We start from the raw sequence: 13,417 nt of genomic DNA on the forward strand, positions 1-13,417 counted from the left end.
GGCGCCACACCCCGCCCCGCGACGACCAGCGTCCCGGCAACGCGCCCCTCGATGGGGCGGGATGGATAGGAATATAGACTTATCGTCCAGACACGTCAATCACTCAATGCTCGGATAGGAAAATTCACACGCACGTGGTCTAATGTGGCACCGACGATCTAGCCGACAGAGAGCGATATGGTTGAAGTTATTTGGGGCAGTTCTTCCAAGCCCGCGTCATCGAGAAGGCTTGCTGAAATTCTGGAAGCTGCCGATGATTTAGAGGGAACGCTCTATATTGGCTACCCGATCCTGGGTACACCTTCAGGTGCCTTTCCGATAGATGCGACTCTTCTCAGCCCTGAGCACGGGATCATCGTATTCGATGTCGTGGAGGGACGAGATCCGACCGACTTCCAGCAGCGTCAGGACGAGATCTACACAAAAGTAAAATCACGCTTGATGCAATTTCCAAATCTCGTCCAGCGACGAGAACTCGGCGTCGAACTGACCGTTGCCACATTTGCTCCCGCAACGCTCGTTAAGCGCTTCGATGTCGGACCAGACTATCATCTTCTCGACAGCGCCTCCCTAAGAGATTTCATACCGACCATCTCTTGGGAAAACAAACAACTATACCCCGCACTCGCTTCCGCAATTCAATCACTTTCCACCATTCGACGAGGCAAAAAGAAACGCGAATCCGCCCGGCCTGATTCTCGCGGCGCAAAGCTTCGAAGACTGGAAGAAACGATTGCGAATCTGGACGTCAACCAAGGTGCAGCGGTAATTGAAACCGTGCCTGGCGTCCAGCGCATTCGAGGCTTGGCGGGATCTGGCAAGACCATTGTCCTCGCACTCAAGGTTGCTTATCTCCACGCACAAAATCCCGAATGGAATATTGCAGTCACGTTCAACACTCGTTCACTGAAGGGACAATTCGAACGTTTGATTACCAACTTCGTGTACGAGCAAACCAGCGAAGAGCCCGATTGGGACAAGATCGAGATCGTAAATGCGTGGGGAGCTCCGGGAAGCTCTGATAGAACAGGAATCTACTATAAATTCTGCAGAGCCAACGGCACAACCTACTTTGACTTTAAGTCTGCTCAGGAACGCTTTCCAGGGAAAGAATTCCAGGGAGCGTGCAGCTTAGCGCTAAAAGAAGCGATTAATCCGCAACCTTTCTACGACGCGATACTGGTCGACGAAGCGCAGGACTTCCCTCCGGAATTCCTGCGACTGTGTTATCGCTTCCTGAAAGAGCCGAAGCGCCTTGTTTACGCGTACGACGAACTTCAGAACCTCACTAATGCCTCCATGCTTCCACCAGAAGACATCTTCGGAAGGGACTCCCAAAATCGTCCGCTAGTATCATTGACGAACTCTTCCTCTGGCGAGCCTCGCCAAGACATCATCCTTGAAAAATGTTACCGGAACTCGCGCCCTATACTGGCAACTGCTCATGCTCTAGGATTTGGCATCTATCGCACCGCAGGGCTAGTTCAGTTCTTTGATCAGCACGACCTCTGGCTCGACGTTGGCTACGAGATAAAGACAGGAAGCCTGTCCGACGATCAGCGCGTATCGCTCCATCGAACCGACCGGACAAGTCCGAGATTTTTAGAATCTCACTCTCCCATCGACGACATCATCTCCTTCAAGTGTTTCGAAACGACTGAAGCGCAGGACGAGTGGTTAGCGGGCGAGATAGAGAAAAATCTCAAAGAGGACGACTTACTTCCAGAAGACATCGTTGTAATAAACCCCGACCCCCTGAAGACAAGAAAGGCCGTTGCGCGGGCGCGATCCCTTCTGTTCAAGAAGGAGATAAACTCAACATTGGCAGGCGTATCCTCTTCGCCCGATGTATTTTTTGAGAATGATGCCATAACTTTCACGGGCATCTTCCGAGCCAAGGGCAACGAGGCCGCGATGGTGTATATCATCAACGCTAATGATTGCTACGACTCTTACTTTCCTGTCCTTAGAGCTCGAATCCGCAGTCAACTTTTTACTGCAATAACGAGATCCAAGGCATGGGTAAGGGTTCTTGGCGTAGGCGCTGACATGAAAACCCTTGCGCGCGAGTTCGAAACGATAAAGCAGAACGACTTCTGCCTCAATTTTCAATACCCCAACGAACAGAAGAGAAAAGAATTGCATATAATCAACAGAGACATGACGCACGACGAGAAGAAGTCGCTTGTGCGCAATATCTCAGATTTGGGCAGAATACTTGACGAGATTGATCTGGGGACTGTGACGCTTGAAGACTTACCTCAAGACATCCAGAGCAAGCTCCAAAAGATTATCGGGAAGATGGTATGACGCCAAGAGCAACTGCATCAGAGATTAGCGCGATAATCACCAAGCTAATTGAGACGAGCCTGTCAGATCAACAGAACTGGCCATCCTTCATAAATTCGCGAGGCCTGACAGAGATTGGCATTCAAAATAATCCATCTCTAAGCATTGGCATGAAAAACATTCCTTACGAGGAAATTTATCTCACACTTCTTGCGGACAACGCATTCCACATCAAGATGCTCGACGGAGCCTTACTGCAAATGTGCTATCGATTTGCGGGCGATAGCATTCATAGCCACAGGTTATGCATGTTTCCGGCGCCTGATCTGGATAGCTTTGACAATCAACCCGACCTTTATCTGCAAGACGAACTTTATGGGGACATAGTCGGAAGAAATATCGTTCACTTTCCAATTCGCTTCGATTTTTGCATTGATGAAGCGCTGCACGTAGACGTTAAGCATCCAAAATCGCATCTAACCTTGGGGCAGTACCCCAATTGCCGCATCCCGCTTGCCTGTCCATTAACACCTGCGAGGTTCATTTCGTTTATTCTTCGAAATTTCTATCACACAGCTTTTTATTCAACTGGGCTAGAGACGATTGACTGCAGCCAATCGTTCCAAGAAACAATTACCTCCAATGAGAAGCTCATAGCGCATATTTTGGCGTAAACGCTGATCTGCTTCCGATCCTTGAAATCGCCTTCTCACGCATTTCTACTCTCACCTTTCGCCCATAGGGGGATTGGTGAAGCGTAATCCGCCCACCTGCCGGACGGCCTCCGCTTGTTCGTCATAGAAGTCATCCTTGCAAAAGATCCCGCGGTCGCTTCGCTCACGCGGGCTACGCTTGCTGCGGACCGACGACAGCGAGTACTTGCGCAAGTCGGTCGGCAACGCCCTGCGGGACATCAGCAAGAAGCACCCCGATCTGATCCGCAGCGAAGTCGCGACCTGGGATCTGGATCAGCACGGCGTTCGGCAAGTTCACAAGCTGGCGACGCGCCTGCTGACGACATCCTCAGCCGCCTGAAGCGCGTGAGGCGCGGAGACGACTAGCAAGCGTAGCCTGGATGAGCGAAGCGACATCCAGGTTTGCCGCTCCCGCATGTCGCTGCGCTCATGCGGGCTACCGACTTGAAGCGCGCCTTGCGCCGACGATTGGATCAACCGTAGGGCGGATGTGCGTAGCGTCATCCGCCGTCTTCATTGACACTGCACATCGTCGGGTTACGCCTCGGCTAACTCGCCTTACTTCTGCGCCAGCTTGCGCGCCGTCTGCAATCATAGCCCGCGCGACCGAAGCGACCGCAGGGTCTGGTGCGAGGACGCCTTCTATGACGAACAAGCGGAGGCCGTCCGGCATCGCTCGGGACGCCGAAAGGACGACCAGCACACCCGCGCCGGACACGGCTCGGACCGGACGCGATCTGGTCGATGCGATGCAGGCCTCGCCTTGTCGAGATGTCGAACTTATGCCGCGTCGGATGAGACTTCCGGTACGGGGCGTTGATCCGTTCGCGACATTCTCAGAATGACGTTTGGAGTCCGACGAAGCGGCCTGTCGCGATCTGTGGGCCTCGCTTCGTCCCGCGTTTCGCGACCCTCATGCGGACTCCACACTGGACTCACCACCTGCGTCGCCCTCACCCCAGCCCTCTCCCGCAAGCGGGAGAGGGAGCGCGCTGCGATCTGCGGCATGGCCCGTGCTTCAAGCTCAGAGGGGCGATCCTTGCCACAACGTCGAGATTCCGGGTTCGCTCGCTTCGCGAGCGCCCCGGAATGACCTGCTCAGCCTAACTCTACAATCCTCTCTCCACGTCATTTCGGGCCTGCGCGCCGGAGGCGCGCATCCCGGAAATGACGCCGGGAGAGGACGTCGTGCCGCGATACGCTGGAGCTGCGGAGCGCCCTTCCCCCGCGTCGCTGCCCCGCATTGACAGGGGCGCGCGGCGCGGCCGAGACTTCGCGGATGGCGTACTTATGGGTTCTGATTGCGATTCTGGTGACCGGCGGGGTGGCGGCGATCGTCAACGATACCGCCTATGGCGGCGAGCTGTTCGAATCCTCGACCGTGGTCAGCGTCGCGATGCTGTCGGCGCTGATGCTGTTCATCGGCCGCGGCATGCTGCGCGGAGCCAGTGCCGGCCAACGTCTCAATCACATCCTGATCTGGGCCGCGATCGCGCTCGCCGTGGCGGTGGCGTACCGGCTGCTGCATGTGCCGGGCTGAGGGCCGGTCGGCCCGCCTGCCTCGCCGATCCGCCGGGTCGCTCGCCGGCGTCGGCGCTCCGGAACGACGGGCGAGAGCCGGCGCAACGAGATTTGATGCGGCGCAAGGCGGGAGCGGGCACGGCGCTCCTGAATGGCGCGGAAGGATTGGCTGACGGCGCTGCGCCGTCTAAACCATCGCGGTGATGACTGAATCGGCGCAATTGTATCGATTGCTGTATGTCAGCGAAAATCGGATCGAGGGCGGTGTCGCGGATGTCGCCGCTGAAATCGAACGCATCCTCGACAGCTCCCGCCGCAACAACGACGCGTTCGACATCACCGGCGCGCTGATCTTCAATTGCGGCTTCTTCGCCCAGGTGCTGGAAGGGCCGCGCGATCATGTCGAGCGGATCTTCGAAGCGATCCGGCAAGACCGGCGTCACGGCAAGATCCAGGTGATGTCGGCCGCAGAGGTCGAGAGCCGGCAGTTTCCGAATTGGGCGATGGCCTATATCGGCCGCTCGCCGAGCTGGGAGAAGGCGCTCGGCTGGATCAGGACCGACACCCACTTCGCGCCCGACGAACAGTGTGACCGGCTGTTCAAGATCGTCATGGAAATGGCCTACGACGCCGAGCTGTCGCCCGATCGGACCTTCGCAGCGTCGGGCAAGAGCTGAAGCCGCAGCCGGACGCTGCCCGCGTTCTTAGAGCCTGACCGGAAATGCGGGCAGCAAATTCAAAAGGCTTTCATAAGCCGTTCAATTGACGATTAGTTTCGTCATGGCCGGGCTTGCCCCGGCCATCCACGCCTTTCTTGATGGTTTCGCTGCAAGACGTGGATGCCCGGCACAAGGCCGGGCATGACGGGTTGAAACGAACGTGCTTGATTTCATTGCCCGCATTTCCAGTCGGGCTCTCAGGAGCACGGTCTCAGCCCCGCGGACTCTGGGCGCGCAGGTAGGTCAGCAGCCATTGCGCCGCGGGGCCGAGCGGGCGTGCAGCGAGGTGCGCGGCGGTCATCACCAGTTGCGCGGTGCGATCCTCGAATTCGAGCGGCTGGATCAGCTTGAGCCGGCCGGCTTCGACATCGTCCGCCACCATATGGGTCGGCATGCTGCCCCAGCCGAGCCCGGCCAGCAGCATCGCGTGCTTGGTGCCGAGATCGGCCAGCCGCCAGGTCTGGGTCGACAGCACGCCGTAGTCGCGCCCCTCGGTCAGCGCCGAGCGGTCGGTGAGCACGAGCTGGACGTAGCGGCGCAGCACGTCGGTCGGGATCGGGCCCTCGATCGCGGCCAGCGGGTGATGCTGCGCCACCACCGGCAGGAGCTGGACGGTCGACAGCGGATAGCGCTTCAGCGCGGGCTGATCGCTGAACGGCTCCGGCACCAGCCCGATCATGCAGGTGCCGTTCAGCACCAGCTCGGCCGAGGCGCCGAGCGACTGCACGAAGATCCGCGGCGTCACGGTGGGGAAGGCATCGGTGAAGGCGCGCAGCGCATCGACCATCCGCGGCATCGGAAACATCGAGTCCAGCACCAGCGTCAGTTCCGATTCCAGGCCGCCGGCCAGGCTGCGGGCCTGATCGCGGAACGCCGCCGTCTCCTCGGCGATCCGCCGCGCCCGCGCCAGCAGCGCACGGCCGGCCTCGGTCAGCACCGGCCGGTACTGCGAGCGATCGAACAGCGCGACGCCGATCTGCCGCTCCAGCTTCTGCACCCCGTAGGTGACCGCCGACTGCGCCCGCCGCAGCTTGCGGGCGGCGCCCGAAAAGCTGCCTTCCTCCGCCACCGTGAGCAGGAGCTGGATCTGGTCGAGGGTGAGACCGTCATTCATCATCGAAATTTTAGATCAAGATCAGCAAGACTTCATCACTTTCTTCAGGTTGCCGGGGCTCTTAAGTCAGACCGACAGCCAAACTGGAGGACACTCATGATCCGACGTCACCTGCTGTTTCCGATCCTGGCCGCCGCGCTGGCGGTGGCGCCCGCCGCGTTCGCCGAGACCGCACCGAAGGCCGCCAAGGCCCCGGCGGCGAAGACCGAGCCGGTGAAGGTCGAGAGCGGCGCTTACGCGATCGACCCCGACCACACCCAGGTCGGCTTCGTGGTGTCGCATATGGGCTTCTCGGAATTCCGCGGCCGGCTCGGCGACGTCTCCGGCACGCTGCAGCTCGACGGCGCCGACCCGGCCAAAAGCAAGTTCGACATCAAGCTGCCGACCGCCTCGGTGAACACCCCGGTCGACAAGCTGACCGAGGAGCTGAAGGCCGCCGACTGGCTCGACGCCAAGGCGCATCCGGAGATCCTGTTCAAATCACAGAAGGTCACCGTCACCGGGCCGCGCCAGGCCAAGGTCAGCGGCGAGCTGACGCTGCACGGCGTCACCAAGACCGTGACGCTCGACGCCCGGCTGCACGGCGCCGGCGTCAACCCGCTGAACAAGAAGGTGACGGTCGGGTTCGATCTCACCGGCACGATCAAGCGCAGCGAGTTCGGCGTGACGAAATACGTGCCGCTGATCAGCGACGAGGTCGGCCTCGAGATCAGCGCCGCGTTCGAAAAGCAGAACTGATCGCTTTCGACTCTCCGCGCCCGTCGCATCCGGCGGCGGGCGCATCTCCCCTTGCCCTCGCAAAGAAACCATTCATGAGCACTGCGCTGCCCGCCCCCCATCTCGACCAGTTGTTCGTCCAGGCCCGCACCCATAATGCCTGGACGCCGAAGCCGGTCACCGACGACACCATTCGCGCGCTGTACGATCTTCTGAAATGGGCGCCGACCGCGGCCAACAGCAATCCGGGCCGGTTCGTGTTCGTGCGCAGCGCCGAGGCCAAGGCGCGGCTATTGAACAGCGTCGCGCCCGGCAATGTCGACAAGGTGAAGCAAGCGCCGTGCTGCGTGATCGTCGCCTACGACAGCGAATTCCACGACCTGCTGCCGGAGCTGTTTCCGGCGCGCGACATGCGCAGCGGCTTCGTCGGCAAGCCGGAGCTGATCACCGAGACGGCCAAGCGCAACTCGGCGCTGCAGGGCGCCTACATGATCCTCGCCGCCCGCGCGCTCGGGCTCGACGCCGGGCCGATGTCGGGCTTCGACCACGCCGCGCTCGATGCCGAGTTCTTCCCCGACGGCCGCTGGAAGTCGAACTTCCTGTGCAACATCGGCTACGGCGATGCCGACAAGCTGTTTCCGCGCAACCCGCGGCTTTCGTTCGAGGACGCCTGCCGGGTGCTGTGACGCGGCGGCTGAGCGACACGCCTTCCAATCAGGGAGATTGCGACGATGCCCCGTCAGCCCACCATCTTCCTGTCGCACGGCGGCGGCCCCTGCTTCTGGATGGAGCCGCCGCGGCGGTTCGGGCCGAACGCCTATGACGGCCTGCGCGCCTATCTGTCCGGCGTGCTGGCCTCGCTGCCGGCGCGGCCGCGCGCGATCCTGATCGTGTCGGGCCATTGGGAAGCCGCGCTGCCGACCGTCAGCACCTCGGCCGCTCCATCGATGCTGTTCGATTACTACGGCTTTCCCGAACACACCTACCGGCTGAGCTACCCCGCGCCGGGCGATCCGGCGCTGGCCGCGCGGGTGCAGGCGCTGCTCGGCAATGCCGGGATCGCCACCGCCACCGATGCGACACGCGGCTTCGACCACGGCGTGTTCGTGCCGATGCTGATCGTCGATCCGGACGCGCAGATTCCGGTGGTGATGCTGTCGCTGCAGCAGGACCTCGATCCCGTTCGGCATCTGGTGATCGGCGCGGCGCTGGCTCCCTTGCGCGACGACAACGTGCTGATCATCGGCAGCGGCAACAGCTTCCACAACCTCTCGACCTTCTTCGACGGACAGGTGGCGGAGTCCGAAGCGTTCGACCGCTGGCTCACCGACGCCGCGACCGCGCCGGATGCGGCGGTCCGCAACCAGCGGCTGGCGCAATGGGCCGGCGCGCCCGGCGCCCGCGCTTGCCATCCGCGCGAGGAACATCTGATCCCGCTGATGGTCGCCGCCGGCGCCGGCGGCCTAGATCCCGGCCGCCGCGTGTTCCACGACGCCATCGGCAATAAGCTCATCTCCGGCTACGCGTTCGGGTGACGCACCGAGTCCTTCCGGGGCACGCGCGCCGACGCGTGAACCCGGAATCACGACGAGCTCATGCACGCGACCGTCGCACGCTTCTCGGCATCTTCTTTCGTCACAACTGCGAGATTCCGGGTCTGCGTGCTGTCGCACGCATCCCGGAATGACGGCGGGTGGAGAGGCGCACGCGTGGCTCCACCCAGTCATTCCGGGGCGCGCGCGTCAGCGCGTGAACCCGGCGACTGTCTCATGTGTCAAGGGTCTTACCTTGATATGGCGTGTCGGCTTTGACGAGTGCGTTGGCTGTGACGAGCAGTTTTCGGGCGATTGCGATGAGCGCGACCTTTCCGGGTTTTCCTTGCAGGCGAAGGGCGTTGTAGTCGTCGCGGAGCTTGGGGTGGTGGCGGGCGGCGACCAGGGCGGCCATGTAGAGGGCGGCGCGAACGCAAGGACGTCCGCCGGCGATGGCGGCGCGAGGCGGTGCTGCGCCGGATTGGCTGACGTGCGGCGCGAGCCCTGCGAGGCTGGCGATGGCCTTGCGATCGCGCTGGCCGAGTTCGGGTAGGTCGGTGATGAGGAGCGTGGCCACCCGTTCGCCGATGCCGGGGATCGATTTGAGGATGTGAAGGACGCGGCGGAGTTCGGCGTCGTCGCCGATGCGCCTGGCGAGTTCGGCCTCGATGGCTTGGCACTGCGCCGACAACGCGGCGATCGCGGCCCGATGACTATCGAGCAGGAGCGTGCCACGGACCTGCTTCATCCGGGTCTTCTCCATCGCGATCATCTCGGTGAGCTGGCGGCGTCGGAGCGACAACGCTTTCAGCTCGAGTTGGGTGTCGGTGGGCAGGGGGCGCAGGGTCTCGGGCATAGTCAGAGCGAAGCGCGCAATCAGCCGCGCGTCCAGCCTGTCGGTCTTGGCGCGACCGCCTTCGGCCTCGCGGAACGCCTTGATCCGGCGCGGATTGACGATACCGACTTCGAAGCCGGCGACCGAAAGCGCTTTGACAAGCGGTTCGGCATAGGGACCGATCGCCTCCAGAACCACCCGCCTGACGCCGGAGCGTTCGAGGCGGGCGATGATCTCGGCGATGCCCTCGGCCAGATTAGGCATTCGGAAGGTCTGGCCCGACGGAGCCAGCGCGACATCGAGAAAACGTTGGCCGGCATCGACGCCGGCCGCAACCGCAAGCGGCACTGCAATCGTCATGGGCATCGGTCCTGTATGCGGGCGATCACCGCAACGGCAATGCCCGTGCGACTGTTCGATCAAGCAACACCGACAGAGGCGCCCGCACCGGGTTACGGCGAGATGATCGGCCGGGAATCTACCGAGCGGCCTCCGTCGTGCTGACTATGCACCAGCACCTCGCAGATACAGGAATCTCGATCGGACGAACTACGCGCCCCGCGGCGCCCAGACATGCACGCCCCACACGCCCTTGTGCGCCGGCGGGGTGCCGAGATAGTGCAGCGTCGGCATCTCGTCGAAGATCCGGCGCTCGCGCGGGTTCTTGTAGATCACGTAGTAGTCGGCGCGGCGCAGCTTCGCGAGATTGTCGCGCACCCGCTCCATGATCGGCTTGCCGAACGGATTGAACAGATACAGCACGAACGGCTGCTCCGGGAACGCGTAGGCGCCGGCGTCGCCGTGCACGATCGAGATGGTCCTGAAGCCGGCCGCCGCGACATTGGCCTTCGCGGTCGCGGCCAGCTCGCCCGCGAATTCGACGCCGACGCAGGATCTGAAGCCGAGTTCGGCGGCGACGATCAGCATCCGGCCCTTGCCGCAGCCGAGATCGACGAAGCGATGCAGCCGCGGATCGAGCCCGGCGAACGCCACCGCGTCGCCGAGCGCCGACGGATCGCTGGCCTGATAGCGCTCGCCGAAGCGGCGGCTGTCGTGCGCAATGGTCAGCCCGTGCAGTTCGACGGTGGAGCGGGTGTCGGTGCCGTAGCGGGCATCCCAATCGATGCTGCTCGCGGCGCGGTGGTCGCGCCCGGTCAGCAAGCCCCACATCTTCGACAACGACATCGCCTCGCCTCCCCGTCGTCAGCGTTTGGTCGATGTTGCGCAGGCCAGCGGCGGCGCTACGCTAGTCGGCGGGCGGCGCGATGTCGCTTGATTTCGCGCAAATCGCCTGCGCTGAAGCTTGCTCGGGGAGTTCATGCCGGACGACAGCGACACCGCGCCCAGCCTGCGGAACGCCGACGGCTGGACCGCGATCGGCGGCCAGGCCGGCTCCAACGCCGGCGGGCTGTACGCCGACCCGCACGGTCGCGCCTGGTATGTCAAAACCCCGCCGAGCGACGATCATGCCCGCAACGAGGTGCTGGCCAACCGGCTGTACCGGCTCGCCGGCACCAACGTCGCCGAGGTCGAGCTGGTGCGGCGCGGCGGCGGCCTTGCGGTCGCCAGCGCGATGCTGCGCGGCGCCTCGCTCGGCGAAGCGCTGGCGTTTCCGGACAACGGCGTCGCCGCCGAGGTGTGCGGCGATTTCGCGGTCGACGCCTGGCTCGCCAATCGCGACGTGCTCGGCGTCGATCTCGACAACGTGCTGGTGACCCGCGACCGCGGCGTGGTGCGGATCGACCAGGGCGGCGCGCTGGCGTATCGCGCCCGCGGCGCGCGCAAGACCGACTTCGGTCCCGAGGCGATCGAATTCGACACGCTGCGCGACGCCCGCGCCAACGCGGTGGCGGCCGGCGTGTTCGGCGCGATGAGCCGACCGGCGCTCGCCGCCTCGGTCGCCAAGGTGGCGCGACTGACCGAGCCCGCGATCGGCGCGGTGGTCCGCGAGGTGCTCGGCGACACCGGCGAGGCGCGCGCGCTGACCGCATTGCTGCTGGCGCGGCGCGACGACCTGATCCGCCGCGTCGCGGCCGGGGCCGGCGACACCGCCCGAGCCCGCGCCTTCGACACCATGGAGGAATGATGGCGCCGCTGCGCACCAGCCAGACCCATCCGCTGCAGATCGCCGAAGTGCGGGCCGGCCCGGACCACGGCCGCATCGGCATCACCTTCTGCCCGGGCAAGCACGATCATTCGGCGCTGACCGGCGGCTGGGCGCGCGATCTTGCCGCCGATCTCGACGCGATCCAGGCCTGGGGTGCGCAGGTGGTGCTCACGCTGGTCGAGCGGCGCGAACTGGAGCTGCTGAGGGTGCCGGAGCTCGGCGCCGAGGTCGAGCGCCGCGCCATGCAATGGCTGCATCTGCCGATCCCGGACTATCACCCGCCGACCGCGGAGTTCGAACGGCGCTGGGACACCGAGGGCCGCCTGATCCGGCAGCGGCTGCGCGCCGGCGACGACGTCCTGGTGCATTGCAAGGGCGGGCTCGGCCGCGCCGGCATGATCGCGGCGCGGCTGCTGGTCGAACTCGGCGTGCCGCCGACCACAGCGATCGCGCAGGTGCGTGCCGCGCGGGGCCGCGGCGCGATCGAGACCAGCGCGCAGCAGGCGGTGGTGGAGCGGGCGCAGCCGATGCCGTGAACGAGGCGGCGCGGTGCGATCCGCCGCAGCGGCGTTTTTCCGCAGTGCGGGACGGGGTCAAAGACGCTGTTCGCCCGATCCGCTAGATCCGCCGGATCGGGCGCAAAGCCGCGCCGCAACCGGATTCCTGCCGATGAACGACCTGCCGCCGCCGTCCCCGCCGATGCCGCTGATCCGCAAAGGCTTCCAACTGATCGAGAACGCCTTCCTGCTGCTGATCGGCACTTTCGCCGTGGTGGCGATGGCGCAGGAAGTCTACGAGACCGTGCTGAACGTCCGCGTCACGCTGAAAGAGCTGCTGCTGATGTTCATCTATGTCGAGGTGATCGCGATGGTCGCGGTGTACTACGAGAGCAAGAAGATCCCGATCACGCTGCCGATGTTCATCGCCATTACGGCGATCTCGCGGCTCCTCATCCTGCAAGGCAAGGACCAGCCGCCGGAGAACCTGCTGTACGAGAGCGGCGCCATCCTGATCCTGGCGATCGCCTGCGCGGTGATCTCCTATCGCCCGCCGCGGCACGGCAGCCACGATCCCGTTCTGGGCACGGCGCGGCGCGGAACGTCCGAGCGGGGCTAGCCGGCGGTGTGCGGTTGCCGATTTCCCGCTGCGGCCGCCCCGTTACGGACTGATGTCCGGAATGAACCGGACAACAGTCAGTGTCATGTCAAGTTGACAAGGGGGGTTGTCACGATAATGTGACCGAGCGAGAGAACGACGTGATCGGTACGCTGCCGCACACTTGGTGGCACGGACACGGAGGTCTCAACCGGGACCGAACGGGTCCGGAAGGTGGCGCGACAGCCTCGAGCGGCGGTCGCGAGCCCAACCGGATCTGGCGCCCCGGGCGCTGCTAGCAGCACTGACGCGTGCGAACCGCACGCAATGATCGAAGTCTCTCAGGAGGTTTTTTACAATGGCAGACGATCCGAACAAGGTCTGGCCGACCGGTCTGACGATCGCGGAGTCGGAAGAGCTCCACAAGCATGTGATCGACGGCACGCGCATCTTCGGTGCGATCGCCATCGTCGCGCATTTCCTGGCGTATGTTTATACGCCCTGGCTGCACTAAGGAGTATCGAACATGAATCAAGGTCGTATTTGGACCGTCGTGAACCCGGGCGCCGGCCTGCCGCTGCTGCTCGGCAGCGTCACCGTGATCGCGATCCTGGTGCACTACGCTGTTCTCAGCAACACCACCTGGTTCCCGAAGTACTGGAACGGCGCCACCGTCGCCGCCCCGGCCGCTGCTGCGCCGGCGCCGGCCGCTCCGGCCGCCAAGAAGTAAGCTTCTTACTTCGACGAAGCTGACAAGACGCCTGTCGGCGCCCCTCGTGCGGGGGCTCCGGCA

At 63.3% G+C, this 13,417-nt stretch carries 16 protein-coding genes; 13 read left to right on the forward strand and 3 right to left on the reverse strand.

Annotation, left to right across the window (positions count from 1 at the left end):
* Window positions 1–177 precede the first annotated feature (177 nt).
* From FLL57_RS16625 to FLL57_RS16645, 5 genes are all read left to right on the forward strand, one after another.
* Window positions 178–2,310 (forward strand): DEAD/DEAH box helicase, encoded by a 2,133-nt coding sequence (locus FLL57_RS16625; RefSeq protein WP_047309029.1) that lies wholly within the window; start codon window positions 178–180, stop codon window positions 2,308–2,310.
* Window positions 2,307–2,963 carry a DUF2290 domain-containing protein gene (locus tag FLL57_RS16630; protein WP_080964206.1) on the forward strand — a complete coding sequence of 219 codons (657 nt, stop codon included), beginning with the start codon at window positions 2,307–2,309 and terminating at the stop codon, window positions 2,961–2,963. The genes FLL57_RS16625 and FLL57_RS16630 overlap by 4 nt, the downstream gene beginning before the upstream one ends.
* A 178-nt stretch (window positions 2,964–3,141) precedes the next feature.
* On the forward strand, window positions 3,142–3,324 hold the full coding sequence (locus tag FLL57_RS16635; RefSeq protein WP_047309028.1) for a hypothetical protein: 183 nt from the start codon (window positions 3,142–3,144) through the stop codon (window positions 3,322–3,324).
* Window positions 3,325–4,263: 939 nt separating this feature from the next.
* Window positions 4,264–4,524 (forward strand): hypothetical protein, encoded by a 261-nt coding sequence (locus FLL57_RS16640; protein ID WP_142883443.1) that lies wholly within the window; start codon window positions 4,264–4,266, stop codon window positions 4,522–4,524.
* A 184-nt stretch (window positions 4,525–4,708) separates the two neighbouring features.
* The gene (locus tag FLL57_RS16645; RefSeq protein ID WP_142883444.1) at window positions 4,709–5,182 is read left to right on the forward strand and encodes a BLUF domain-containing protein; all 474 of its coding nucleotides are present in this window, start codon (window positions 4,709–4,711) and stop codon (window positions 5,180–5,182) included.
* Between the two features lie 253 nt (window positions 5,183–5,435).
* Here FLL57_RS16645 and FLL57_RS16650 read toward each other — a convergent pair whose 3' ends face one another.
* Window positions 5,436–6,338, reverse strand: coding sequence for a LysR family transcriptional regulator (locus FLL57_RS16650; protein WP_235677159.1), 903 nt, complete (start codon window positions 6,336–6,338; stop codon window positions 5,436–5,438).
* A 96-nt stretch (window positions 6,339–6,434) separates the two neighbouring features.
* Between FLL57_RS16650 and FLL57_RS16655 the strand changes: the two genes are divergently transcribed.
* The 3 genes from FLL57_RS16655 (at window position 6,435) to FLL57_RS16665 (ending at window position 8,590) form a co-directional block, all read left to right on the forward strand.
* A complete protein-coding gene (locus FLL57_RS16655; RefSeq protein WP_142883446.1) occupies window positions 6,435–7,076 on the forward strand; it encodes a YceI family protein in 642 nt (213 codons plus the stop codon).
* A 74-nt stretch (window positions 7,077–7,150) separates the two neighbouring features.
* The gene (locus FLL57_RS16660) at window positions 7,151–7,741 is read left to right on the forward strand and encodes a malonic semialdehyde reductase (RefSeq protein WP_142883447.1); all 591 of its coding nucleotides are present in this window, start codon (window positions 7,151–7,153) and stop codon (window positions 7,739–7,741) included.
* A gap of 45 nt (window positions 7,742–7,786) precedes the next feature.
* Entirely contained in the window at window positions 7,787–8,590 is an 804-nt protein-coding gene (locus FLL57_RS16665) for a DODA-type extradiol aromatic ring-opening family dioxygenase (protein WP_142883448.1), read from the forward strand.
* A 232-nt stretch (window positions 8,591–8,822) separates the two neighbouring features.
* Here the strand turns inward: FLL57_RS16665 and FLL57_RS16670 are convergent, their stop codons facing one another.
* On the reverse strand, window positions 8,823–9,782 hold the full coding sequence (locus FLL57_RS16670; protein ID WP_142884215.1) for an IS110 family transposase: 960 nt from the start codon (window positions 9,780–9,782) through the stop codon (window positions 8,823–8,825).
* Window positions 9,783–9,971: 189 nt separating this feature from the next.
* Window positions 9,972–10,607, reverse strand: a complete 636-nt coding sequence (locus tag FLL57_RS16675) for a class I SAM-dependent methyltransferase (RefSeq protein WP_142883449.1) — start codon at window positions 10,605–10,607, stop codon at window positions 9,972–9,974.
* A 133-nt stretch (window positions 10,608–10,740) separates the two neighbouring features.
* Between FLL57_RS16675 and FLL57_RS16680 the strand changes: the two genes are divergently transcribed.
* The 5 genes from FLL57_RS16680 to pufA all read left to right on the forward strand — a co-directional run bounded on the left by FLL57_RS16680 (window position 10,741) and on the right by pufA (window position 13,354).
* Window positions 10,741–11,508 (forward strand): type III effector HopAG1, encoded by a 768-nt coding sequence (locus tag FLL57_RS16680; protein ID WP_142883450.1) that lies wholly within the window; start codon window positions 10,741–10,743, stop codon window positions 11,506–11,508.
* The gene (locus tag FLL57_RS16685) at window positions 11,508–12,065 is read left to right on the forward strand and encodes a cyclin-dependent kinase inhibitor 3 family protein (RefSeq protein WP_142883451.1); all 558 of its coding nucleotides are present in this window, start codon (window positions 11,508–11,510) and stop codon (window positions 12,063–12,065) included. Before FLL57_RS16680 ends, FLL57_RS16685 begins: the two co-directional genes overlap by 1 nt.
* A 133-nt stretch (window positions 12,066–12,198) precedes the next feature.
* Complete coding sequence (locus tag FLL57_RS16690; RefSeq protein ID WP_047308358.1) at window positions 12,199–12,645, forward strand: phosphate-starvation-inducible protein PsiE; 447 nt, start codon at window positions 12,199–12,201, stop codon at window positions 12,643–12,645.
* Between the two features lie 337 nt (window positions 12,646–12,982).
* Window positions 12,983–13,138: a light-harvesting antenna LH1, beta subunit gene (gene pufB / locus FLL57_RS16695; protein WP_013503694.1), complete on the forward strand. Its 156-nt coding sequence runs from the start codon at window positions 12,983–12,985 to the stop codon at window positions 13,136–13,138.
* A gap of 12 nt (window positions 13,139–13,150) precedes the next feature.
* Window positions 13,151–13,354, forward strand: coding sequence for a light-harvesting protein (pufA, locus tag FLL57_RS16700; protein WP_013504158.1), 204 nt, complete (start codon window positions 13,151–13,153; stop codon window positions 13,352–13,354).
* The last annotated feature ends 63 nt before the right edge of the window (window positions 13,355–13,417 follow it).

This window comes from Rhodopseudomonas palustris (assembly GCF_007005445.1).
Classification (GTDB): domain Bacteria; phylum Pseudomonadota; class Alphaproteobacteria; order Rhizobiales; family Xanthobacteraceae; genus Rhodopseudomonas; species Rhodopseudomonas palustris_G.

Excerpts from the sequence above, each read along its gene's own strand:
- FLL57_RS16685 (WP_142883451.1), top strand. The coding sequence starts at position 11,508 with ATGGCGCCGCTGCGCACCAGCCAGACCCATCCGCTGCAGATCGCCGAA.
- FLL57_RS16650 (WP_235677159.1), bottom strand. The coding sequence starts at position 6,338 with ATGAATGACGGTCTCACCCTCGACCAGATCCAGCTCCTGCTCACGGTG.
- FLL57_RS16680 (WP_142883450.1), top strand. The coding sequence starts at position 10,741 with ATGCCGGACGACAGCGACACCGCGCCCAGCCTGCGGAACGCCGACGGC.
- FLL57_RS16665 (WP_142883448.1), top strand. The coding sequence starts at position 7,787 with ATGCCCCGTCAGCCCACCATCTTCCTGTCGCACGGCGGCGGCCCCTGC.
- FLL57_RS16690 (WP_047308358.1), top strand. The coding sequence starts at position 12,199 with ATGAACGACCTGCCGCCGCCGTCCCCGCCGATGCCGCTGATCCGCAAA.
- FLL57_RS16645 (WP_142883444.1), top strand. The coding sequence starts at position 4,709 with ATGACTGAATCGGCGCAATTGTATCGATTGCTGTATGTCAGCGAAAAT.
- FLL57_RS16625 (WP_047309029.1), top strand. The coding sequence starts at position 178 with ATGGTTGAAGTTATTTGGGGCAGTTCTTCCAAGCCCGCGTCATCGAGA.
- FLL57_RS16670 (WP_142884215.1), bottom strand. The coding sequence starts at position 9,782 with ATGACGATTGCAGTGCCGCTTGCGGTTGCGGCCGGCGTCGATGCCGGC.
- FLL57_RS16675 (WP_142883449.1), bottom strand. The coding sequence starts at position 10,607 with ATGTCGTTGTCGAAGATGTGGGGCTTGCTGACCGGGCGCGACCACCGC.
- FLL57_RS16655 (WP_142883446.1), top strand. The coding sequence starts at position 6,435 with ATGATCCGACGTCACCTGCTGTTTCCGATCCTGGCCGCCGCGCTGGCG.
- pufB (WP_013503694.1), top strand. The coding sequence starts at position 12,983 with ATGGCAGACGATCCGAACAAGGTCTGGCCGACCGGTCTGACGATCGCG.
- FLL57_RS16630 (WP_080964206.1), top strand. The coding sequence starts at position 2,307 with ATGACGCCAAGAGCAACTGCATCAGAGATTAGCGCGATAATCACCAAG.
- pufA (WP_013504158.1), top strand. The coding sequence starts at position 13,151 with ATGAATCAAGGTCGTATTTGGACCGTCGTGAACCCGGGCGCCGGCCTG.
- FLL57_RS16640 (WP_142883443.1), top strand. The coding sequence starts at position 4,264 with ATGGCGTACTTATGGGTTCTGATTGCGATTCTGGTGACCGGCGGGGTG.
- FLL57_RS16660 (WP_142883447.1), top strand. The coding sequence starts at position 7,151 with ATGAGCACTGCGCTGCCCGCCCCCCATCTCGACCAGTTGTTCGTCCAG.